Origin of the sequence: Rhizobium sp. WYCCWR 11146 (assembly GCF_013591995.1) — a bacterium.
Taxonomy (GTDB): Bacteria; Pseudomonadota; Alphaproteobacteria; order Rhizobiales; family Rhizobiaceae; genus Rhizobium; species Rhizobium indicum.
The window spans coordinates 19872-42650 of record NZ_JACCEY010000045.1 but is presented as its reverse complement, the minus strand read 5'-3'; the positions used below and the strand labels follow the sequence as shown (position 1 = coordinate 42650).

Genomic DNA, 22779 nt, shown 5'->3' with positions numbered 1-22779 from the left:
GCGCTACTCTCCCTGCGGTCGCGTAGAGGGCTCGATGCTCGCGACCCGTTCCGTTGTAGCCCGCAGGTTGTCCAAAAGTGCATCTATCCGCGCGACATCAAGGGCACCATGGTAATCGTCGCCGACCTGCATCACCGGAGCCATCTCGCAGGCACCGAGGCACTCGACGGAGGAAAGCGTGAACATCCCGTCCGGCGTGGTGTCGCCCTTCCTGATCGCCAGCGCCGTTTCCAGATGCTTCAGCAGGTCCTCGGCTCCGCACAGCATGCAGGAAACATTGTCACAGAGTTGCAGATGGAACATGCCCACCGGCTCGGTATGGAAGAGCGTATAAAAGGTCGCCAGCTCGTAGACCCAGATCCGTTCGACTCCGAGAATGTCGGCGACTTCTTCCAGCACCTGACCAGGCAGATGGCCATGCTCCCTCTGCGCGATCAGAAGCGCGGGCATGATCGCAGAGCGCTGGTCGGGATACCGCGCCGCTGCGTCTTTTATCTTTTCGCGCATGGTCATTGCATTCAAATCCCTGCTACTTGTCCACCTCCGCCATCACTGGGTCGAGACTGCCGAGCACGGCGATCATGTCCGCCAGATAGCGGGCTTTGGTCACCCCGAACAGTCCCTGAAGGTTGACGAACGAGGGTGCCCGCACCTTCATGCGGAATGGTTTTGGCGACCCGTCGCTGATGATATAGAAGCCAAGCTCGCCCTTTGGCGCCTCGATCGCCGAATAGACCTCGCCCTTCGGCACCTTGAAGCCATAGGCCGACAGGTCGAAATGCTGGATGAGTGCTTCCATCGAGCAATGCACCTTGTCCTTGTCCACCGGGAAGGCGATTGTTGGCATGTCGATCTGGAACGGCCCCTCGGGCATCTGGTCGAGGCATTGCTCGATGATCCGGACGCTCTCGCGCATTTCCTCGACCCGACATTGCCAGCGCGCATAGCAGTCGCCCTCGTCGCGCGTGATGACGTTGAAGTCGAGCCGGTCATAGATCTCATAGGGCTCGTCGCGACGGATGTCCCAGTCGACGCCCGAAGCGCGCAGGTTCGGACCGCTCAGGCCAAGATCGATGGCGTCCTCGGCGGAGATCACGCCGATCCCCTGCGTGCGCTTCAGGAACACCCGGTTGTTTTCGAGCAACCGCTCATAGTCGCGGATCCGGTTCGGGAAGATGTCGCAGAACTCCCTGATCTTGGGAAGGAAACCGTCAGGCAGGTCCTCGCGCACTCCGCCAACCCTGCAGAAGGACGTGTGCATGCGCGCACCGCTGATCATTTCCAGGAGGTCCATGATCATTTCGCGCTCCCGCATGGCGTAAAGCAAGGCGGTCATGGCGCCGAGGTCCATCGGCAGCGCGCCGGTGATCAAGACATGGCCGGAGATCCGCGCCAGCTCGGCCATCATCACGCGGATATATTGTGCGCGGATCGGTGCTTCTATGCCGAGGAGTTTCTCCACCGCCAGCGCGAAGGCGAGGTTGTTCGACGGTGGACAGAGGTAGTCGAGCCGGTCGGTGAGCGGAAAAATCTGGGTGTAGGTGAAGCTCTCCGCCAGTTTTTCGGTGCCGCGATGGAGGTAGCCGATGTGTGGATCCACGCGCTTGACGTACTCGCCGTCCAATTCCAGGACGAGCCGAAGAACCCCATGCGTGCTGGGGTGCTGGGGGCCGAGATTGAGAAGCACCTCCTTGGTGTCGAACGCTTCGCCTTGCGGGCTGATCAATTCGGTGACTTCGGTCATTTTAAGTTCCCGGCGTGGAGCGGCCTCCCTTATGGAATGTTCTTGGTGGCGAGGTCGGGCTGCGTCGGTGGCGTGCCTTCGGCGCCAAACGGGTTCAGCTTGTCCTTGTAGCCACGGAGCGGAAAATCCTTGCGCTGCGGGAAGCCCTCGAACCCTTCCCACATGTAGATCCGGCGCAAATCGGGGTGGCCCTCGAACCTGATCCCGTACATATCCCAGGCTTCGCGCTCATGCCAATTGGCGGTTCGCCAGATCCCCGTCACCGACGGGACCCGCGGCGGATCGGCGAGGCGGCATTTGATGCGAACGCGCAATTTGTTCGGTAGCGAATAGAGGTGGTACACCGTCTCGTAGCGTGGCATCTCAGGATAATGATCGACCCCGCAGATGTCCGACAGGAAGTTGAACCGCAACGCCGGGTGTTCCTTCAGAAACCGGCAAAGCTCGACGATCATGTCAGGCGGAGCGGCGAAGGCATGTACACCATGCGCGAAGCCAAGATCGTCGATTGCCTCGCCGAAACGCTCCGTGATCGTAGTGCAGATGAGGGGCGTCTCCACACTCATGACGCTGCAACCCGACCCAGAGGAGTCCCGGCCAGTGCTCGGGATTTTTTGATCTTCTCCTGAAGTAGCAGGAATCCATGCATCAGCGCCTCGGGCCGCGGCGGGCAGCCGGGCACATGCACGTCCACCGGCACGAAGGTCTCCGCTCCCTGCACCACGGCATAGGTATTGTAGACCCCGCCCGAGATAGCGCAGGTGCCCATGGCGATAACCCAGCGCGGCTCCGGCATCTGGTCATAGAGCCTGCGCACGACGGGAGCGAATTTCCGCGTCACGGTGCCGGCGATGATCATCACGTCGGACTGGCGCGGCGAAGGCCGGAACACCACGCCGAACCGGTCGAGATCATAGCGGGCGCACCCCGCCGAGATCATCTCGATGGCGCAGCAGGCAATTCCGAAGGTCTCGGGCCACAGCGCCGATTTTCGGCTCCAGTTGATAACGCTCTCGGCCGTGGTGAACAGCACGCTGTCGCGGATCGCATTGTTTACGCCTCCCATTCCAGCGCTCCCTTCAGCCAGGCGTAGGCGAAGCCCACAAGAAGCAGCACTATGAAGACGAACATCTCGACATAACCGACGAGCCCGATGTCTTTCAGGACAACGGCCCAGGGAAAGAGGAACATCGTCTCGACATCGAAGACGACCAACAGGATCGCGAGAATAAAGAACTGCACCCTGAAGCGGCCCCCGGCGGCGTCGCCTGCTGGGTCCATGCCGCATTCATAGGGCATGTTCTTTTCGGGATAGGGATTGGACGGGCGCAGCAGTGAGGAGACAAAAAGCGTCGCCCCTGTCACCAGAACAACTCCGGCGACCATGAAAAGAACCGGCAAGAATTCCATTGCAGTCATATCACTGCACCGGTTGCCCACTGCAGGCTTTTCTCGGGCCGCCGCCCCTGTTCAGGGCCGTAATGCGGTCGCCCCGGGGAATCGACTTGGGCAATCCTTTCTTGAGCTTCGAGTTTATTCCGTCGGGCAGATCATTGCAAATTCAATCGGTCAGCCGCCAAACACCGAGTTTTGAGCAAGCCTCAGAAACCAGGCGGGAAACAGGCCGATGCCGATGGTGCCCAAGGCGGTGAAGGCGAGCGTGGCGCGCACCGAGGGCGTCAGCGCCGGGTCGAACGTCCTTTCCGGCTCGCGCATGTAGATCACCATGACGATGCGGATGTAAAAGTAGGCGGCGACGGCGCTCAGCAGCACCGCGATCACCGCCAGCATGACGAAACCTCGCTCGACGAGCGCGACCAGCACATAGAACTTGGCGAAGAACCCGGCCGTCGGCGGAATGCCGGCGAGCGAGAACAGATAGAGCAGCATCAGAAGCGCGAGCCCGGGACGGGACTTGGCGAAACCCGAGTAGTCTTCGATAACCTCGCCCGAGAAATTGCCGTTCCGCATCATGATGACGGTGGCGAAAATGCCGAGATTCATCAAAGAGTATATCAGCAGGTAGAGCATCACGCTGGCGATCCCGTCGGCACCGCCGGCCACCACGCCAAAAAGGGCGAACCCGGCATGGGCGATGCTGGAATAAGCGAGGAGCCGCTTGAAATTATCCTGCACCAGCGCCACGAAACTGCCGAGCGCCATCGTCACCACGGCAATGACCGCGACGATGATCCAAACGTCCGAGGCTGCTACCAGCGGGTTGAGGAACACCCGCAGGATCACTGCGAACCCCGCCGCCTTGGGGCCGACCGACATGAAGGCGGTGATCGTCGTCGGCGCGCCTTCATAGACGTCCGGCAACCACATATGGAACGGCACCGCGCCGACCTTGAAGACCAGCCCCGCGACGATGAAGACCACCGCCAGCAGCAATCCGGGATCGAGCGGATCGCCGGTGACCGCCGCAGCCATCCCGTCCAGCTGCGTCGTACCGGTGAGCCCGTAGACCAGCGAAACGCCGTAAAGGAAAATCCCGGTCGAGACCGCGCCAAGGATCACGTATTTCAGCGCCGCTTCGTTTGACCGCCGCTCTCGTCGCAGGAATCCGGTCAGCACATAGGTGCAGAGCACCATCAGTTCGAGGCCCACATAGATCGAGAGGAGATCGGTCGCCGAGGCCATGATCATCATTCCCGAAAGCGCAAAGAGCAGCAGGACATAGTATTCGCTGCTCCCGATCCCCTCGATATCCGCATATTTTCGCGAAAGGAGGAATGTCAGGATGGTGGCCAGGTAGAACACGAACTTGAAGAAGACCGCGAAGCGGTCGGCGACGAACATGCCCGTATAGGCCGGCCGCACCTCGCTCGCAAGAATGAGTGTCGCCAAGGCGGCAATCAGCACGATCGCGACGGAAGCCCAGACCAGGAAATATTCCTGCCCCCTGCGCACAAGTTGTCCCAGGATCAGCAGGATGCAGGCTCCAGTGATCACCACGATCTCGGGCAGGCTTGCGAGAGCCGACTGGAAAAGTGCTGCGGCGGTCATGGGCCGCTCCCCTTATCGTGCACCTGAGCCAGCAGATGCTTCACCGAGACGTCGATGATGCCGAGAAAGGGTTTCGGATAGAGCCCGACCCACAGCACTAACACGGCCAGCGGCAGGATCGCTGCCATCTCGCGGGCGTTCACGTCGCATATCTTGAACCGGGCGCCGACGCTGGCGGGACCGAGCGCGACTTTCCTGTACATGCCAAGCAGATAGGCCGCGCCCAGCAACGCGCCCAAAACGGCCGCCGCGCCGACGGCCAGGTTGGCCGCAAACCCGCCGGACAACACCAGCAATTCGCCTATGAACGAATTCGTTCCCGGCAGCGCCATCGACGATAGGGTGAACAGCGCGAGAAACGCTGTGTAGACCGGCGCCGCCTTCATCAACCCGCCATATTCGGCGATGCTGCGCGTATGTGTCCGCTCGTAAATCAGGCCGACGAACAGGAACAGGGCGCCCGTCGTTACGCCATGATTGAACATTTGCAGGATGCCGCCCTCGAGCCCGCGCAGGTTCAATGCAAAAATCCCCATCGTCACGAAGCCCATGTGGCTGATGCTGGAATAGGCCACCAGCTTCTTCAGGTCGTCCTGCGCCAGCGCAAGCAACCCGCCATAGACGATCGCAAGCGCCGAAAGCGAAAGCATCAGCGTCGAATAATACACCGACGCCTCCGGCAGCATCGGCAGCGAGAACCGCAGGAACCCGTAGGCGCCCATCTTCAGGAGCACCCCTGCAAGGATGATGCTGCCTGCCGTCGGCGCCTGCACATGGGCGTCCGGCAGCCAGGTATGGACCGGCACCATCGGCACTTTGACGGCGAAGGCGATCAGGAAGGCGAAGAACAGCCAGGACTGGACCGGGAACGGCAAATCCTGCGCTGTCAGCGCGAGGATGTCGAAGGTCTCGCCGCCGTTGAAATAGAGCACGATGACACCGATGAGGAACAGGAGGCTGCCCGCCAGCGTGTAGAGGAAGAACTTGAGCGCCGCATATACCCGGCCTTCGCCACCCCAGACGCCGATGATCAGGTACATCGGGATCAGCATCGCCTCCCAGAAGACGTAGAACAGGAACAGGTCGAGCGCGCAGAACACCCCCAGCATCAGCGCCTGCATGGTGAGCAGACTGACCATGAACTCCTTCACCTTGCGATCGATCGCGACCCACGAGGCGAGCACGCAGATAGAGCCCAACAGCGCTGTCAGGAACACGAAGAGCGCGCTTATCCCGTCGATACCAAGCGCATAGGTTATCCCGAGTGCCGGCACCCACGGGTGCGTCTCGGTGAACTGCATCGCGTGGGTCGTTGTGTCGAAGCTGGCCAGCATAGCGATGGAGAGAGCAAGGTCGAGGACGGTGACACCCAGCGCTGTCCACCGCACCGCATCGTCGCTGTGGAGGAACATCAGAACCACCGCCCCGGCGACGGGCGTGAACATGATGAGACTGAGTAGCGGGAACTCCATCGCACCCCCTACCGCCACGCCACGGCGAAGACGACGGTGGCTGCGATCACACCGGCGATCATCGCCAGCACGTAATGGGTCACGACGCCGGTCTGGAGCCGCCGCAGCGCCCCGCCGCCGCGCAGGGTCAAGCGGGCGACACCGTTCACGACGGCGTCAACGCCGGTGACATCGATCCGCAGTCCCATTCGCGCCGCCCCATGCAGGAAAGGCAACACAGCAGTCTCGGACACGTCGCTCACCGCCTTCTCGTAGCGCGCCAGCGGTTTTCCGGCGATCCACATGAAGACCCGTGCGCCCTTGCGGTAGAACCAATCGGTGTCGATGCTGATCGTGTTCTCGGGGTCGAGCGCCCTGAGGAATATGACAAAACCCAAGGCGGTGAACATCAGCACGCCAAGGCTCTCGGTGACATGGACGCCGGTGTAAGGTTCGTAGTCCACCGGATAGGGCAGAAGATCGTAAAGCGGCTGAGGGAACACCCCGATCGCGATGCAGAGCACCGCCGCCATGCCCATCGCAACCAGCATGTTGCGGGGCGGCTCCCGCGCCTCCAGCCCACGGTCGGTGCCAAAGAACATGTAGTATGGCAGCTTCAGTCCGGTGTGCAGGAACGTCCCCGCCGACGCCATCGTCAGCGCGAGCACCATCACAGCGCGGTGATCCTGTCCGGCGGCGGCCACCACCATCGACTTGGTGACGAAGCCCGAGAAGAATGGAAATGCCGAAATCGCGAAAGCGCCAACCATGTAGAGCGCCACGGTCACCGGCATGGTCTTGTAGAGCCCACCAAGCTCGGTGAGCTTGCGCCGGCCGGTGACGTAAATCACCGCCCCAGCACCCATGAACAAGAGCGCCTTGTAGAGGATATGTGCGAAGGCATGACTGGTGGCCCCGTTCACCGCCATCTCGGTGCCGACGCCGACGCCCGCCACCATGTAGCCCACCTGGCTAACGATGTGATAGGCCAGTAGCCGCCGGCAGTCGTTCTCCAGCACCGCGTAGACGACGCCGTAGAGCGCCATCGCGGTGCCGAGCCAAACGAGAAGTTCAGTTCCCGGAAACGCCCGCGCCAGCACATAGACGGCGGTCTTGGTGGTGAAGGCGCTCATGAACACCGCGCCGGTGACAGTCGCCTCCGGGTAAGCGTCGGTCAGCCAGGCGTTGAGCGGCGGCACAGCGGCGTTGAGCATGAACCCGGCAAGGATCAGGTAAGCGCCGACGCCCATCTCGCCTGCGATCGGGCCGAAGAGCAGCGAGCCAGTCGAGAGCCCGTAGAGGATGACGCCGCCAAGTAGGACGACGCCGCCAGTGATATGGACCATGAGATACCGGAACCCGGCGGCGATCGCCTGTCGGCCGCCTTGGGCGAAGACCAGATAGGCAGAAGCAAACGCCATGCCTTCCCAGAACAGGTAGAGCGTCAGGTAGTCGCCGGCGAACACGACGCCGAGGGCGCTGCCGACGTAGACAAATGCAGCGACATGCTGGCCGGGGCGCGGCAGGTGCAGCGCATAGACCGTTCCGATCAGCGCCATGATGGTGAAAACGGTGGCGAAGACGATGCTCAGCTTGTCGACCTTGGCGATGAGGATTTCCTGCCCGATGAACTGCGTCGCGCCGTAGCTTCCCGGTTGTACCGTCAGCACGGCGAGGATCGCCAGCGCCGGGATCAGCAGCAGATAGGCTTTGCGGATCGATCCGTTCAGGAAAGGGATCGGCAGGGCGCCGAGAATGAACAGCAGGGCGGGATGGACGAAGTCAGTCATAATAGTCCTCGCGCCGCATGAGCCCAGCCCGATGGCCGAGGAACTTGGAAACGAAAATCAGCAGCACGCAGGATAAGAAGCCGTAGACGGCCGACCAGCCCGGCAGGCGGTCCCACAGGTATTCGGCGTGTTCGCGGTGGACCAGAAAGTCGGCGATGACGATCAGAACGAGCACCAGATAGAACAGCCGGCGGCGCTCGCTCGCATGTTCCTCGTCACCAAAGAAGTCGACGACACGCTTAATCATCTGACAACTCCTTCCGCCAGGGCGAGGAAATAGCCGGGAAAGATGCCCATCGACACCGACAAGATGGCGGTCGCAACCAGCGGGATCGTCATCATCGGAATTTCACGGACCGTCGCCGGGCTCTCCTGCGCTTCCGTCCCGAAAAAAGCGGCATAGCTGACAGGCAGGAAATAAGCTGCGTTCAGGACCGAGCTCGCAAGGAGCACGACCAGGAACGCAATTTCGCCCGCCTCCACCGAGCCCCGCGCCAGATACCACTTGCTGACGAAGCCCGCGGTCGGCGGCACCCCGATCATGCTCAGCGAGGCGACGAAAAAAGCACCCATCGTCCAAGGCAGCCTGCGGCCGATGCCGGCCATGTCGCTGATATTCCGCTTTCCCGACGCGCAAAAGATCGAGCCGGCGCAGAAGAAGAGGGTGATCTTGGAGAACGCATGAGCCGCAATGTGGAGGATGCCGCCGACCATCGCGACCGGCGACAACAGAACCGCGCCCAGAACGATGTAGGAGAGCTGGCTGACCGTCGAATAGGCGAGCCTCGCCTTCAGGTCGTCCCGCGTCAGGGCATAGACGGACGCCATCAGGATCGTGAAGGAGACCAGATAGGCCGTGGCGGTGCCCAGCCCCAGCCCGCCCACCAGTCCCGTGCCGAAAATGTGGAATACCACCCGCAGCACGCAGAACACGCCCATCTTGACCACTGCCACTGCATGCAGGAGCGCGCTGACCGGTGTCGGCGCCACCATCGCGGCAGGCAGCCAGGCGTGCATCGGCATCACCGCAGCCTTGGCAAAACCGAAGAGATAGCAGAAATAGACGACAGTAAGCATCGGGGCCGAGGCATCGACCCGCGAGAGCAGCCCCCCCGCCACAAAGTCGAGCGACCCCGCAATGTGGTAGGTCAACGCCAGCGCGGCGAGAAGCAGGCTTTTCGACGCGCCCATCAAATAGACGAGGTACTTGCGGCTGCCCGCCCATCCCTGTTCATCCTCGTGGTGGTAAACAAGCGGATAGGTCACGAGGCTAAGCATCTCGTAGAAGATCACCAGCGTGAACAGATTGGCGGAAAAGGCGCCCCCGACGGCCGCCGCGAGGCTGGTGGCGAAGCAGGCGAAGAACCTAGTCTGCGCATGCTCGTTCAAGTGGCGCATGTAGCCGATGGAATAGATCGCCGCCACGATCCACAAAAGCGACGAGACGGTGGCGAATACCATGCCGAGCGCATCTACCCGGAAAGCGAAGTCTATCCCCGGCAAAATCTCGAACAGGCGCAAATCGACCGTCCCGCCCGCCAGCACCGTGGGCGCCATCGAGACGACAATCGCGAACATGGCGATTGCAGCGAGCGGCGAGACGATATCGCGGAGCTTCTCGCGGTTGTGCAGAAGGAGAACGGCAAGGGCCGCCAGGCCTGCTATGGCGACGGGAAGCAGCGGCCGGATCGATATCACCGGGTCCAAAGCCGCTATCCTTTCATCATGGTCACTTCGTCGACCTTGAGGGTGGATTTGTTCCTCACGAGGGCGACCAGGATACCGAGGGCGACGGCAACTTCCGCCGCGGTGATTGCGATGACGAAGATCGCGAAGATCTGCCCGCGGAAATCGCCGTAGTAACGCCCGAAAGCGATGAAATTGATGTTGACCGAGTTGAGCAGCAGCTCCAGCGACATCAGCACGACCAGGATATTGCGCCTGACCAGCACGCCCGCTGCTCCGATCACGAACAGGACCACTCCGAGTAGAATGTACCACGAGAGCGGAACCATCATCCCTGCTCCTTCCGCGCCAGCACGATGGCGCCGACCAGGGCGGCCAGAAGGATGACGGACGCAGCTTCAAACGGCAGGAGATAGTCGGCGAAAAGTGTCGTGCTGAGCTGCCTGATCTGATCGCCGCCGCCCATGGCAGCGGGCTCCGTGATCGAAAAGCGGTCGCTCCAGAGCACCAGCACAAGCATCTCGATCCCAAGCAGGATGAGCAGCACCATGGCCGGCAGGTTGCGGCCCGGCAAGAACCGCTGCAACACCGCTTCACGTACATCGATCATCATGATCACGAACAGGAACAGGACCATGATCGCGCCGACATAGACGAAGATCTGGATCACCGCGAGCAACGGCGCCTCGAGCATAACGAAGATTGCCGAGATGTTGAGGAAACACGCCATCAGCGCCAATGCGCTGTGCACCGGATTCCGGGCCAAGATCACCGTCAGGGCCGTGATCACGGACACCGTAGCGAACAGAAGAAAGAACCCCGGATCCATCGACGCCGACCCTCCGACGCGAACCGCTACCCGGCGCGAGACGGCCGGATTTGAGATTGCGCCGCAACTTCCGATGCGTTCACAAATTGTGCCCTAATATTGGATTTTTCACAAGATTATTGTCATTGGCGGAGCAAGACCGGGTCGGTCCGGATGTGGCGAAGGTCGCTTGCGAAGCGCGCGCTTTCGATAGCGCCGTACCGATTTTATTGTTCCATAGGCAAATGGCTTGAGCCGGTCGGTACCGACGTTTTGTCACGGCGTAGTGGGAAATTTCTTCCAAATAACACCGGCTGTTTCGCCGAAGTTACAAGTCTCTGTGGCTTCAGGCCCCCGCAAGAAGGCGAAGCCGACGCAGCGGGACAGAAAACACAAATCCTGAAACCGAAACCAAACTTCCTTCCAAAAATCAAACGCTCTTCGTGGAGCAGCCCGCTCGGCGGACAATCGATTCACTGGATCGATTACTTATCCGCCTCGCCTCGCCAGGCTCATAACCTGAAGGGTGAGCGGTCGCTCGGGCCTCGCCCGATAAAACAGTCCACTGGACTGTTTTAAGACCCGAACGGGGCAAAGCATGCCCCGCAACCAGATTCCCCAATACACTCCAGAGACCAAAATGCAAAAGCCCTCCGACAAGGAGGGCTTTTGCGTTTCCAGATGTGATCGAGGAGTTAACCCCTCAGCAGGGGGCGCAACAAGGCCAGGCGATGATGAATGGCCGATCTGCCTATATGCCCGTTCGAGCGTCTGAACCACGTCCTCGCCTCGATAGGTGAAGTGTGCATAGTTCTCGAATCAACCCATTTATCGGTTCTTAAACAAAGAATGACAGCTTAGCTCCAATCGGTGGCGAGGGTGCATTCGTGGTAAATGGTTTGATGTCGCGGGTTCGCATTCAGACGAAGGTGCTCGTACTTTTGGCGCCATTCGTCATTAGCCTATGCGCAGTGGGACTGACGGGGTACTACGCGTCCAGCCTTCTCGAGGGACGGATGGAGATCTCCAACCATGTTTTGCAGTCCCTGAACGGGTTCAAACATGTTTCTTCCAGCATGACCGGCTTTCTGATGAAGCCGTCGCAGGAAGCTCGTGATACCGCGCTTGCGGACGCCCGAGAGCAACTGGCAAACCTGAAGCAGACGATCGAGAGGCTAAGGCCGACGACTGATGTGGGGCTTCTTGACCGGGCGCTTGATCAATCGCAAATCATTCCACAAAAGATCGAAGCGATTTGGCAAATCGAAACGGGACAGCAGAAAATTCTCAGTGATGTGGACGCTGCTTCCGCGGCACTTCTTGACCTGCAAGGGCAGGTTGGCAAGCGCTCGTTCATGCTGATGGCCAGTGCGAAAAAGATGGAAAATGCCAACAAGAGCGGCCTGAGCAATTCCGTTTCCATCAGCGCCGCCGCCAGTGTCGCGACAAAACTTCGCAATGACTATGCGAACGCGACGACGCCGGCTGACAAAGTTAGCCTGCTAGCCAAATATGCGCCCGATTTGCAAAAGGCCAAGGAGCAGCTTTCGCCTGCTGTGGCGACCGAAGCCCTCGCCGCGCAGTATGCCGCTGCTGTGGATGCCATCGCCAACGCTTCGAAGGTGTCGCCTGACACTTTGGATGTCCCAACAACGGATGCCGCCGTCGCCAATCTTGCTGCAACTGGCGACAGTCTCAAGACGATTGGCGACGATCTGATGCGGACCTCCGTGCTTGCGCTTGCCGCGTCGGACAAGGATATCTCTCAGGCGACGAATGTCGGCAACGAACTGCGCGCCATCGTTAACAGCAATAACGAGATCCGCGTCGGCTTCGCCGAACTCGCCGGCAATCCAGACGACGCGCGAGTGAAGAAAGTCCAGCAGTCGATCTACATGTATCAGACCGAGCTCGGCCGTCTCGCCGGCGTGGTGAACGACGATCCGGTCTTTGCCGAAATTCCGAAGAAGGCTCAACCCGTCCTCGATTTGCTTGCGGCGAACGCGGCAGCGCTCTCCGAAGGTGCGGTGCGCAAGCTGGCTGAGTTCGACAGCGCTGCTGGGCAGATCGACAACACCTGGAACCTGCTTGCTCAATTCGCCGAGACACAGAGGCAAAATGCTGGGCAGGATCGTCAACAGGCCAATAGGATATCCGGCGGCGCGATTGTCATCGGCATACTGATCGCTATGACCGCGGGTGCCGCGCTGGTCGTCACCCTGAAGGGACCGATCACCCAGATTACCGCAGCGATGCGCAAGATCGCAGAGGGAAGGCTCGATACCGCAATTACCGGTGAGGCACGGGGCGACGAGATCGGGGAAATGGCTCGTGCGCTTTCCGTCTTCAAACAAAATGCGCTATCGAATGTCGAAATGGAACAACAGGCCGAGATCGCGCGTAGTGATGCGGAATCTGAGCGCGCCCGCAACGAACTCGAGCGACGTAGCGCCAAGGTCCAGGTTGATGCCGCAATCGAAGCGCTTGCAGAGGGACTCACGCGGCTGTCGCACGGGGAGTTGAATTTTTCGATCGATAAACTCTTTGCCCCCGAACTCGACCGGATCCGCACCGATTTCAACATGTCGGTGGCGGGTCTCAGGGAGACGCTCTGCGATATCCGCGAGACGTCTTCCCTGATCAGCGACAATGGCCGCCAGATGGCGGAAGCCGTTGATGACCTGGCCAGCCGAACGGAAAAGCAGGCGGCCGCACTTGAGGAAACCGCAGCGGCAGTGGAGGAGATTTCCTCCGCCGTCAACACCTCTTCAGGACGGGCAGCAGCAGCACTTGCGCTTGTCCAACGCGCCAAACAGGGCGCCGACGCCTCGGCTTCAGTGGTCCAAAACGCGGTTTCCGCCATGGGACGGATTGAGGACGCGTCCGGGAAGATCGTTCAGATTGTCAGCGCCATCGACTCTATTGCCTTCCAGACCAATCTCTTGGCCCTAAACGCGGGAGTCGAAGCTGCAAGAGCGGGTGAGGCCGGCAAGGGCTTTGCTGTCGTGGCGCAGGAGGTGCGGGAACTGGCGCAGCGATCGGCGCGCGCAGCCAAGGAAATCGGCGAGCTCATCAACAATTCCGTCCGCGAGGTTGCGTCCGGATCCGAATTCGTCGGCCGCACCGGCAATGCGCTGATGGAGATTTCCAGCGAGATCGTCCACATCGTCGGTCATATCGAACTCATCGCCTCGTCAAGCCGCGACCAGGCAACGACACTCCATTCGATCAACGCATCGGTGAACGATATTGATCGTATGACGCAGCAAAATGCGGCGATGGTGGAAGAGACGAATGCTGCCACCAGACAGCTATCGTCCGAGGCGCTTGCACTTACCGACATGATTGCACGCTTTCGGCTTGAAGGCCACGAGAGCCCGGCTTCAAGAGGGTACGAGGCTGCGGCATGAAGGCAGCATGTATTCGCAGAACCTGTTAACTTGCTTTGCGGTGTATGGTTTCCGATCAGGAGGCTGATGAGTGATACGTTTCCTTGATCAGTTTTCAGGTGCACGATAGTTGCTAAGATAGCAATATTCTAATATACGTGGAGCCGGCGGTTTAATATTTTCGCAGTGGCAAGCAACGTCCCTCCAATTGGCGGGCGTTTATTATCCTATTCAGCAGGGCGTTCGATTTCATGAAGTAGATTAAATATTTATAGGGGGGAGGAATAATGCGAAAATGGGCATCTTCTCTGCTGACGGCTCCGCATGGACGGCGTCGTCTTCTGTTTGGTATCTCGGGATTGCCAGCGCTCTGCGCAATGGTGCTCTTTGCAGGTGTCGCGTCCGCGCAGGCGCCGACTGAAGAGCAGCGCAATGCGATCAGGGCGGAATGCCGATCCGATTTCATAGCGCAATGTTCAGGGGTGACGCCGGGCGGTATCGAGGCGCTCACTTGTCTGCAGCAGCATAGCGCCACGCTTTCGGCTGGTTGCCGGAAGGCGGTGGCGGCGATTTCCAAACCCAAGTCGACATCCGCGGAGCCGGCTCCGGCGGCGCCAGCAACCACTGGGGCGACCAGTCCGGCGCCGGCGACGGGCGCACCGGCGCATCAGCCGACGCAGGCGCAGCGCAACGCCGTCAAATCGGCCTGCCAACGCGATTTCATGGCGCAATGCTCCGGCGTTACACCGGGCGGCACCGAAGCACTCAGCTGCCTGCAGCAGCACAATGCCGCTCTATCGGCGCCGTGCCAGCAAGCCGTTGCGGCCTTGGGAGGGCCAGCGGGGGGAGGATCAGCCGGATCAACCCCAGCCAGCGGCGGTGCTGCTGCGACGGTTGCGACCACGCCTGCTCCTCGAGCCATGATGCCGGCCTTCTCGCCGCGCGAGGAACTGATGATCCTGCGCGAAACCTGCGGATCGGATTTTCAGGCGCTGTGTCGCATGGTGCCTTTGGGCGGAGGGCGAGCTATGGCTTGCCTGCGGGACAATCTGCAACGCGTGTCGCCTGCCTGTCATAGGGTGCTGACCTCGGGACTATAGGGTCTGTTCGAACCTCCGCTGTGAAGCGCCCCCAACGGCAACCTGCTTCCGCGCGAAACCGTAGGTGGTCGCGCGAAAGACCGTTGCGACAGCCTTACTGAACCTTCGATATCTCCGTTTCCGCCAGGCCTGCGGTCTTTGTGCGTCCTTTCCAATATTCTTCGAGGCGCTGTAGCACGACGTAGAAGGAGGGTACGAAGAGCACGGCGAGGCAGGTCGAGGCGATCATGCCGCTGAAAACCGATATGCCGATCGATTTGCGGGCGGATGCGCCGGCGCCGGTCGCCAGCACGAGCGGCAGGACGCCGAGGATAAAGGCGAAGGATGTCATCAGAATTGGCCGGAAACGCAAGCGGGCGGCCTCGACGGCCGCATCCAGTATTTCCATGCCTTCCGCCCGCCTTTCTCTAGCATATTCGACGATGAGGATGGCATTCTTCGATGCAAGCGCGATCAGCAGGATAAGGCCGATCTGCGTATAAAGGTTGTTGGCAACGCCGGCTGCCATGAGTGCTGCCACCGTGCCGAGCAGAGCGAGCGGCACGGCGAGAAGGACTGCCAGCGGCAAGATCCAGCTTTCATACTGACCCGCGAGCACGAAATAGACGAGGAGCATGGCAAGCGCGAAGATGAAATAGATCTGCCCGCCCACGGCCTTCTCCTGATAGGACAGCGCCGTCCATTCGAAGCCTGTGCCCGGCGGCAGTGTCCGATCGGCAATCTGCTCCATGACGTCGAGCGACTGGCCGGAACTGAAGCCGGCGGCAGGCCCGCCAACGATGGTTGCGGACGGGTAGAGATTGTAGAGGCTGATCAGAGAGGGGCCTTGTGTCGTGGTGACATCGACGACCGTGCCGAGCGGCACCATCGTGCCGTCACCGGCCTTGACCTTCAGATTGCGGATGTCTTCAGCGCTGACCCGGAAGTCGGAAGCGGCTTGCGCATAGACCTGGAAGGTGCGGCCAAATTTGTTGAACTGGGTGACATAGCTCGATCCGACATAGCCGGAGAGAGCGGAGAAGACCTGGCCCACCGTAATTCCCAGCGTCTCCGCTTTTATCCGATCAACGGAAACCGCGAGTTGCGGCACGTTCGAGCGAAAAGGCGTGCTCAGCCTTTGCAGCGACGATTGGGCACTGCCGTTCTTGACGATCGTATCGGCAAGCGATTGCAGCAGCGGGTAGTCGGAAATGCCGTTCCTGATCTCGACCTGCATGGTAAAGCCGCTGGCATTGCCGACGCCCTGGATCGGAGGCGGCACGACCACCAGCGTCTTGGCGGCCAGCACACTTTGCAGCGCGCCATTCAGATGCTGGTAGATCGACAGCAGATCTTGTCCCTTTTCCTTGCCGCGCTCGTCCCAATCCTTCAGCACGACATAGGCGACGCCGGCATTCTGCAGGCTGGCATTGTTGTCGAGAACGGAAATGCCGCTGATGGTCAGCACCTGATCGACGCCGGGCGTGGCTTCGGCGATCTTGCCGACCTCTTCCATCACCGTGTCCGTGCGTTCCTTCGACGCGCCATCTGGCAACTGCGCGCTGATCAGCACATAGCCTTGATCCTCGATGGGCAGAAACGCAGTCGGCAGCCGGGCGAGCCCCCAGACGGCGACACCGATCAGCGCAAGTGCTGCTATGACCATGATGCCGCTGTGGCGGGTCATCGATCCGATCAGCCCGGCATAGCTGCGTTCACCCCTGTCATAGACCCTGTTGAAGCCGCGATAGAAGATGTTGCGTTTCTCGGGCGCGGCCGGCGGCCGCAGCCAAAGGGCGCATTGCGTCGGTTTCAACGTGACGGCATTGATCGCGCTGATCAGTGCCGTGGCGGCGATGACGAGCGCGAATTGCCGGTAGAGCTGTCCGGTCAGGCCGGGCAGGAAGGCGGCCGGAATGAAAACGGCCATCAGCACCAGCGTGATGCCGATGACCGGGCCGAGCAGTTCCTCCATCGCTTTTTCGGCCGCCTTTCGGCCGGACATGCCCGCCTCGATGTGTCGGGCGACTCCCTCGACGATAACGATGGCATCATCGACGACGATGCCGATGGCGAGAACGATGGCAAACAGCGTCGACAGGTTGACGGTGAAGCCCAGTGCCGCCATGGCCGCGAAGGCGCCGATGATGGTGACCGGAACTGTGGTCGCCGGCACCAGCATCGCCCGCCAATCCTGCAGGAAAACGAGAATGACGATGAGAACGAGAACGCCGGCCTCGATCAAGGTGACGTAAACTTCGTCGATGGAGGCCTCGACGAATTTCGTCGTGTCGAACGGCACGTGATATTCGAGGCCCGGCGGGAAGCTCTTCGAGAGCTCCTGCATTTTCGTGTTCACCGCTTGGGCCACCGCGATGGCATTCGCCTCCGGCAGCTGGAAAATGCCGATACCGGCTGCCGGCCGGCCGTTCTGCATGAAGGACTGGCTGTAAGTCTGGGCGCCGAGTTCGACGCGGCCGATATCGCGGATGCGGGTAATGCGGCCGCCCTGTCCGCTTTCGACCTTGACGACGATGTTTTCGTAGTCGGCCGCCTCGTTCAATCGGCCATTGACGTTCAGCGTGTATTGGAAGACCTGCCCCTTCGGCACCGGCGGAATGCCGATCTGGCCGGCGGCAACCTCCTGGCTCTGCTGCTGCACGACGCTGACCACATCCTGTGGCGTCAGGCCGCGTGCCTGCAGCAGGTTCGGATCCATCCAGATGCGCATGGCATACTGCCCGGCACCGAACACCGTGACGTTGCCGACACCCGGCAGGCGGGCGAGTTCATTCTGCAGATTGATGACGGCGTAGTTCGACAGGAACAGGCTGTCATAGCGGCTGTCGGGCGAGGTCAGGCTGACGAAGCCGAGGATCGCCGTCGACTTCTTTTGCGTCGTCACACCCTGAAGCTGCACCGCTTCGGGAAGCGATGACATCGCTATGGCGACGCGGTTTTGCACCAGAACCTGGGCCTGGTCCGGATCCGTTCCGATGGCGAAGGTCACGGTCAGGGAATAGGTGCCGTCGCTGGCGCTCGTCGACTGCATATAGAGCATGTCCTGCACGCCGTTGACCTGCTGCTCGATCGGCAGCGCGACGGTATCGACGAGGGTCTGGGCGCTGGCGCCCGGGAAGCGCGTCGTCACCTGCACCGTCGGCGGAACGACATTCGGATATTGCGCCACAGGCAGCTGGAACAGGGCCACCGCGCCGATGAGCACGAAAACCAACGCCAGAACATTGGCGAGTATCGGTCGCTCGATGAAGAAACGCGAGATCATGCTGTTGTCCTTAGACGTTCAGATGAAGCATGGCGGCGGATTCATTGCGTGGTGGTTTTGGCCTTGGCATCGCCGGCGGCATTGGCCGTCGGGTTCATTTCCATCTTCTCGGGGGTGACCTTGCTGCCGGGAATGGCCTGCTGGATACCTTGGGTCACCACCCAGTCAGTCGGATCGAGGCCGGACTGGATAACCCGAAGCGGACCTTCACGCTGGCCGGTCTTGACCTGCTTCTGCTCGACGACGTCGTCCTTGCCGAGAACAAGCAGGTAGCTGCCCAGCTGGTTTGTCCCGATGGCGTCGTCGCGCACCAGCAGAGCCTTGTCGTTATGGCCGACCGGCACCCGAACCCGCACGAAGAGACCGGGCAGCATGGCGTGGTCCTTGTTGTCGAAGAGGGCGCGCACCTGAAGCGTGCCTGTGGAGGCATCGAGCTGCGGCGAGACGTAATCGAGATGTCCCTTATGCGGGTAGCCTTCCTCGGTCTGCAGGCCGAGTTCTGCCGGAATGCTTGGAAGATCCGTCTGCTTGAAGGTGCGCCCCTGCCTTGCCAGGGTTTCCTTGATCATCAGCACCTGGGTTTCGCTGACGTTGAAATAGGCATAAAGCGGATCCGTCTGAACGATGCTGGCGAGTTTGGTGGGACCGGATACGCCGACGAGCGCGCCGATATCGACGAGGTGATCGGTGACGGTGCCGTCGAACGGGGCAAGCACCTCCGTATATCCGAGGTTGATCGTCGCGAGATCGAGATTGGCCTGAGCGTTGAGGATGGATGCATTCGCTTCGTCGAGGGTCGCCTTGGCGCTGTCGACCGCGGTCTGGGTGGTGACCTGTTGCTTCGACAGATTGAGCTGGCGGTCATACTCCTGCTTTGCGCCGACTTGGGAAGCCTGCTGCGAGGCGAGTGACGCCTTCGCCTGATCCAGTTGCGCCTGATAGGTGTTGCGCTCAATTCCGAAGAGCTTGGTGCCCTTCATCACCGTCATGCCGTCCTGATAGTCGATCGATTGGACGTAGCCTTGGACGCGCGCCTCGATATCGACGGAGTTGAGCGGCGCCGTGTTGCCGGTGAGTTCGAAATAGAGCGTCACCGGTTGCTGGATCGGCTGGGCGACCCGAACCGAATGTGGAGGAGGGGCAACGTAAGTATTGCCGCTTTCCTCACAGCCACTGAGAATTGCCATGCCGGCGAGCACCACAGACAGGTGCAGACCCTGATACAATCTCACACGCATTGCCGCCGCCCCGATGTTTACGAGCCTACTACATAATTCATCAAATCGAATCGGTTTGTTGAATTATGAAGCAATTTCAACGAGATACTGCGTCCTTTGCGCGTCTGAATAGACGCGCGGCGCCGTAGTCTTCATGCGTGCCTCGGTGGAGACGACCCCTCTCCGAAAAGTTCCGGGCATGCGATATTATGTCGCGGCATTGCTAAAAATTGCAATAGCTGCTGGTGCACAATTAAACTGTGAGCTCGTCCTCGACGGATGCCATGATGCGGCTATGGTTTCCCCAGCCGTTCGATGGCAAACTGTAGTGGTGCATCCGAAACACGGATCAGCCCGACATATGGGTTCGCCATATCCGAAACCAGGAAGATGGCGCCGGCGACGGACAGGGCGCAGACGAGTAGAATTGACAGCACCGTCGGATTGGCCGGCGCCTGCAGCCCGAAGGTCGCAAAGAGCAGCGAAAGCCAACAGACGAGAACGGTCAAAAAAGCCCAGGGCAAGCCCTCTTTGCCGGATTCGACCAACAGCCAGTGGGTCTCGGCCACCATGCCGCTCACTTCCAGCGCACGCGCCTGGAGAGAGTGCTGCACGGCATCCCTCGGCGCCAGGGATCGAAGGTCGGCCTGAACCGCCTCGATATCCTGATATTCCCCCGGCGCATTGCCGGACGTCTCGTCGATGGTCTCGGCAGTCCAGCCACGGCTCAGCCGTTTCTCGATGAGTTCACGCAGCAATTGACGTGCCTTGTCGGTTTCCGGCCCGTATTGCGCCATGACCCGGTCAAGCAGAAGTACCCGTGCCGCCGCCGTTCTCATTTCCACTTCGGCATTGTCATAGGACGACTTGGCGGATGCGATCAGAAGGCCGAGCGCCAGGGCCGACAGCGTTCCCACCACTGCGGTCGCCAGCCTGATGACGTCCTTGGATTCTGCATTGAGATGGTGATCCGGCAAGCGGCCGCGCACCATCAATCCTAACGATGTTGCCATCGACAGGAAAACAAATACAAGCCCGCCAACCAACAGTGAGCCCAAGCCCTGTCTCCGTATCGCCACGTAAGTCCTGCAGTCACCTTGCAAGCTGTGCTGCTATCATAGCGGAAGACAGACCAAGCGCGGAACTCTTTACTTTCCTGATCTTGTGCGGCCGCAATCGGGCGGGTTTCATTGCTGGAAAATCAGCAGCACGTAAGCCAGAAAAAGCACCAGATGGACAGCACCTTGCATGAGATGCGTGCGGCCGCTGGCAAAGGTGATGATGCTAACGGCAAGAGTGAGCAGGAGCATCACCAGATCTCCATGTTCCAGGCCGAGGGTTACCGGGTGCCCGTAAAGACGGCTGATGACAAGCATCGCCGGCACGGTCAGCCCGATCGTCGACAATACCGAACCAAGGAAGATGTTGACGGCGCGCTGAAGATTGTTGGCGATGGATGCACGCACGGCGCTGATTGCCTCGGGCGTCGCCACAAGGATGGCCATGACAACACCGCCAAATGCGGTTGGGGCATGCAGGGTTTCGATAATGTAATCGATCGGCCGCGCAAGCTGTTCGACCAGAAAGACGACGGGACCCATATAGGCGAAAAGCAGAATGGCATGAGGCCAGACCGGCCCGCGAGGAGGAGCATGTTCACCATGATGCTCGTGCCGATTGCTGTCGTCGGCGAAATAGTCCCGATGACGGCCGGCCTGAAGAAACAGAAACGTAGCGTAAAGACCGACCGATATTATACCCAGTATCAGTTGTCTCGATGCGGATGGATGCTGTCCGTCTGGGCCTGCAAGAAATGTCGGCATCACCAGGCTCAGGGTCGCCAGCGGGACGATGACCCCGAGATAGGCGTTGGCGCCCTGCAGGTTATGCTGTTGTTCCGGTCGCCGCCATGCGCCCAGCAGCAAGGACAGGCCGACCATGCCGTTCAGGATGATCATGACGACCGCAAAGAGCGTGTCGCGCGCAAGCGTGGGGTTGTTCTCGCCGTGAAGCATGACGGCGGATATTGCCATCACCTCGATCGAGGTGATGGCGAGCGTCAGAATGAGGGTGCCGTAAGGCTCCTTCAACCGCTCCGCCAGGTGATCCGCATGCCGCACGACCGACAGAGCGGAGCCGAGGACGACGGCAAACAGCCAGACGAAAACCACAGTGAACCAAAGGGGATCGGAAAGCTGCCCGAAGAGCTGCTCCTGGAAGGTAAGGAACGCCAGGCTGGTCGCGACGCTGACGCCGAGGAACCATTCCTCGCGCAGCAGGCTGGTTGCGCCGACGGCGCGCAATGCCGGACCCTCCGTCATCGAAACCATCCGCCTTCTGGCAAATGCCGCCGCAATGCGATCATCAACACCATGGTGTCCGCCCGCTGTTCTCCTGCCCGTCCCATGAGCAGGCGCAGACGAGGCTGCCTCAAGGCGAACCGAAGCTCAAGCCAGATCGTGTGTCACTGAATAAAACTTGCAGGTCTCTGTCGTGTCATCACCCACTGATCTCGACAAAGTAGCAATCGCGGGCGATCGATCACGCCACGTCTTCCGTTATTCGCGGCCGGTCGCCGGGATTGCCGCGCCGGTGACGACGGTTGCGGCCGGCGAAATCAGGAAGGCGATGAGGCGGGCGATCGATTGCGGCGATACCCAGCCGTCCGTCTTCGCATCGGGCATGGCCGCGCGATTCTCAGGCGTGTCGATCGTCCCGGGCAGGATGCAGTTGGCGGTGATGCGGTCGTCGCGGCATTCGGCAGCGATCGCCTCGGTCAGCCGGATGACGGCGGCTTTCGAGGCGGCGTAAGCGGCCTGCTTGGCGCCGGCCTTCAGGCCGGGCGCGGCAGCGATATGAACGATACGGCCGTAGCCGGCCGCCTTCATGGTCGGGAGAACCGCGGCGCTGATGGTCAGCGCAGTGCGGGCGTTTGCGGTCATCATCGTCTCCCACTGCGCGGGCGCCTCCGGCCCGACCGGCCCCATCTGGAAACCACCGACGGTGTTGACCAATGCGCTCACGCCGCCGAAGCGCTTGACGGCCCGGGCGACAGCGGCGGCACAGGAAGCATAATCGGTGAGATCCGTTCCCGCGATCGACAGAAATTCCGTAGAGGCAGGAAGATCGCCGGCCAAGGCTTCCAGCTCATGGCTCGAACGGTTCATGCAGACGAGTTTTGCGCCGGCATTGGCAAGCTCGCGGACAACGGCGCTGCCGAGGTTGCCGCCGGCTCCGGTGACGATCACGGCTTTCTGGTCTTTCATGACAATCGATCTCCTGACGGTGCCCGCGCTGGACGGTGCCGCGCATTGTTGATC

At 60.7% G+C, this 22779-nt stretch carries 19 protein-coding genes; 2 read left to right on the top strand and 17 right to left on the bottom strand.

Going from position 1 to position 22779, the window contains the following annotated elements; genetic code table 11:
* Positions 1-3 precede the first annotated feature (3 nt).
* The 12 genes from nuoE to HX899_RS34520 all read right to left on the bottom strand — a co-directional run bounded on the left by nuoE (position 4) and on the right by HX899_RS34520 (position 10509).
* A complete protein-coding gene (nuoE, locus tag HX899_RS34575) occupies positions 4-513 on the bottom strand; it encodes an NADH-quinone oxidoreductase subunit NuoE (protein WP_138334950.1) in 510 nt (169 codons plus the stop codon).
* A 16-nt stretch (positions 514-529) separates the two neighbouring features.
* A complete protein-coding gene (nuoD, locus tag HX899_RS34570) occupies positions 530-1744 on the bottom strand; it encodes an NADH dehydrogenase (quinone) subunit D (RefSeq protein ID WP_181294544.1) in 1215 nt (404 codons plus the stop codon).
* Between the two features lie 29 nt (positions 1745-1773).
* On the bottom strand, positions 1774-2310 hold the full coding sequence (locus HX899_RS34565; protein WP_180196782.1) for an NADH-quinone oxidoreductase subunit C: 537 nt from the start codon (positions 2308-2310) through the stop codon (positions 1774-1776).
* Positions 2307-2810, bottom strand: a complete 504-nt coding sequence (locus tag HX899_RS34560) for an NADH-quinone oxidoreductase subunit B family protein (RefSeq protein ID WP_063474344.1) — start codon at positions 2808-2810, stop codon at positions 2307-2309. The genes HX899_RS34565 and HX899_RS34560 overlap by 4 nt, the downstream gene beginning before the upstream one ends.
* Complete coding sequence (locus HX899_RS34555) at positions 2798-3163, bottom strand: NADH-quinone oxidoreductase subunit A (RefSeq protein WP_138334953.1); 366 nt, start codon at positions 3161-3163, stop codon at positions 2798-2800. The genes HX899_RS34560 and HX899_RS34555 overlap by 13 nt, the downstream gene beginning before the upstream one ends.
* Before the next feature lie 150 nt (positions 3164-3313).
* Positions 3314-4753, bottom strand: coding sequence for an NADH-quinone oxidoreductase subunit N (locus HX899_RS34550; protein WP_181294543.1), 1440 nt, complete (start codon positions 4751-4753; stop codon positions 3314-3316).
* Positions 4750-6225, bottom strand: a complete 1476-nt coding sequence (locus HX899_RS34545) for an NADH-quinone oxidoreductase subunit M (protein WP_138391159.1) — start codon at positions 6223-6225, stop codon at positions 4750-4752. Before HX899_RS34545 ends, HX899_RS34550 begins: the two co-directional genes overlap by 4 nt.
* 8 nt (positions 6226-6233) lie before the next feature.
* Positions 6234-7994 (bottom strand): Na(+)/H(+) antiporter subunit D, encoded by a 1761-nt coding sequence (locus HX899_RS34540; RefSeq protein ID WP_181294542.1) that lies wholly within the window; start codon positions 7992-7994, stop codon positions 6234-6236.
* Positions 7987-8241, bottom strand: coding sequence for a hypothetical protein (locus HX899_RS34535; protein WP_181294541.1), 255 nt, complete (start codon positions 8239-8241; stop codon positions 7987-7989). The genes HX899_RS34540 and HX899_RS34535 overlap by 8 nt, the downstream gene beginning before the upstream one ends.
* Complete coding sequence (locus tag HX899_RS34530) at positions 8238-9701, bottom strand: monovalent cation/H+ antiporter subunit D family protein (protein WP_181294540.1); 1464 nt, start codon at positions 9699-9701, stop codon at positions 8238-8240. Before HX899_RS34530 ends, HX899_RS34535 begins: the two co-directional genes overlap by 4 nt.
* A gap of 5 nt (positions 9702-9706) precedes the next feature.
* Positions 9707-10009, bottom strand: a complete 303-nt coding sequence (nuoK, locus tag HX899_RS34525) for an NADH-quinone oxidoreductase subunit NuoK (protein ID WP_026265523.1) — start codon at positions 10007-10009, stop codon at positions 9707-9709.
* Positions 10009-10509, bottom strand: a complete 501-nt coding sequence (locus tag HX899_RS34520) for an NADH-quinone oxidoreductase subunit J (RefSeq protein WP_181294539.1) — start codon at positions 10507-10509, stop codon at positions 10009-10011. Before HX899_RS34520 ends, nuoK begins: the two co-directional genes overlap by 1 nt.
* Positions 10510-11375: 866 nt before the next feature.
* On the opposite strand from HX899_RS34520, the gene HX899_RS34515 reads away from it, so the two are divergent.
* Together HX899_RS34515 and HX899_RS34510 are read left to right on the top strand one after the other, a co-directional pair.
* Positions 11376-13898: a methyl-accepting chemotaxis protein gene (locus HX899_RS34515; protein ID WP_181294538.1), complete on the top strand. Its 2523-nt coding sequence runs from the start codon at positions 11376-11378 to the stop codon at positions 13896-13898.
* Positions 13899-14164: 266 nt separating this feature from the next.
* On the top strand, positions 14165-14977 hold the full coding sequence (locus HX899_RS34510; RefSeq protein WP_181294537.1) for a hypothetical protein: 813 nt from the start codon (positions 14165-14167) through the stop codon (positions 14975-14977).
* A 94-nt stretch (positions 14978-15071) separates the two neighbouring features.
* On the opposite strand, the gene HX899_RS34505 is transcribed toward HX899_RS34510, so the two are convergent.
* The 5 genes from HX899_RS34505 to HX899_RS34485 form a co-directional block, all read right to left on the bottom strand.
* On the bottom strand, positions 15072-18242 hold the full coding sequence (locus HX899_RS34505) for an efflux RND transporter permease subunit (RefSeq protein ID WP_181294536.1): 3171 nt from the start codon (positions 18240-18242) through the stop codon (positions 15072-15074).
* 41 nt (positions 18243-18283) lie between these two features.
* Positions 18284-19480, bottom strand: coding sequence for an efflux RND transporter periplasmic adaptor subunit (locus HX899_RS34500; RefSeq protein ID WP_181294535.1), 1197 nt, complete (start codon positions 19478-19480; stop codon positions 18284-18286).
* A gap of 272 nt (positions 19481-19752) precedes the next feature.
* Complete coding sequence (locus HX899_RS34495) at positions 19753-20517, bottom strand: DUF4239 domain-containing protein (protein ID WP_138334962.1); 765 nt, start codon at positions 20515-20517, stop codon at positions 19753-19755.
* Between the two features lie 129 nt (positions 20518-20646).
* Positions 20647-21780, bottom strand: a complete 1134-nt coding sequence (locus HX899_RS34490; protein ID WP_181294534.1) for a calcium:proton antiporter — start codon at positions 21778-21780, stop codon at positions 20647-20649.
* Between the two features lie 237 nt (positions 21781-22017).
* A complete protein-coding gene (locus tag HX899_RS34485; protein WP_181294533.1) occupies positions 22018-22725 on the bottom strand; it encodes an SDR family NAD(P)-dependent oxidoreductase in 708 nt (235 codons plus the stop codon).
* Between the last annotated feature and the right edge of the window lie 54 nt (positions 22726-22779).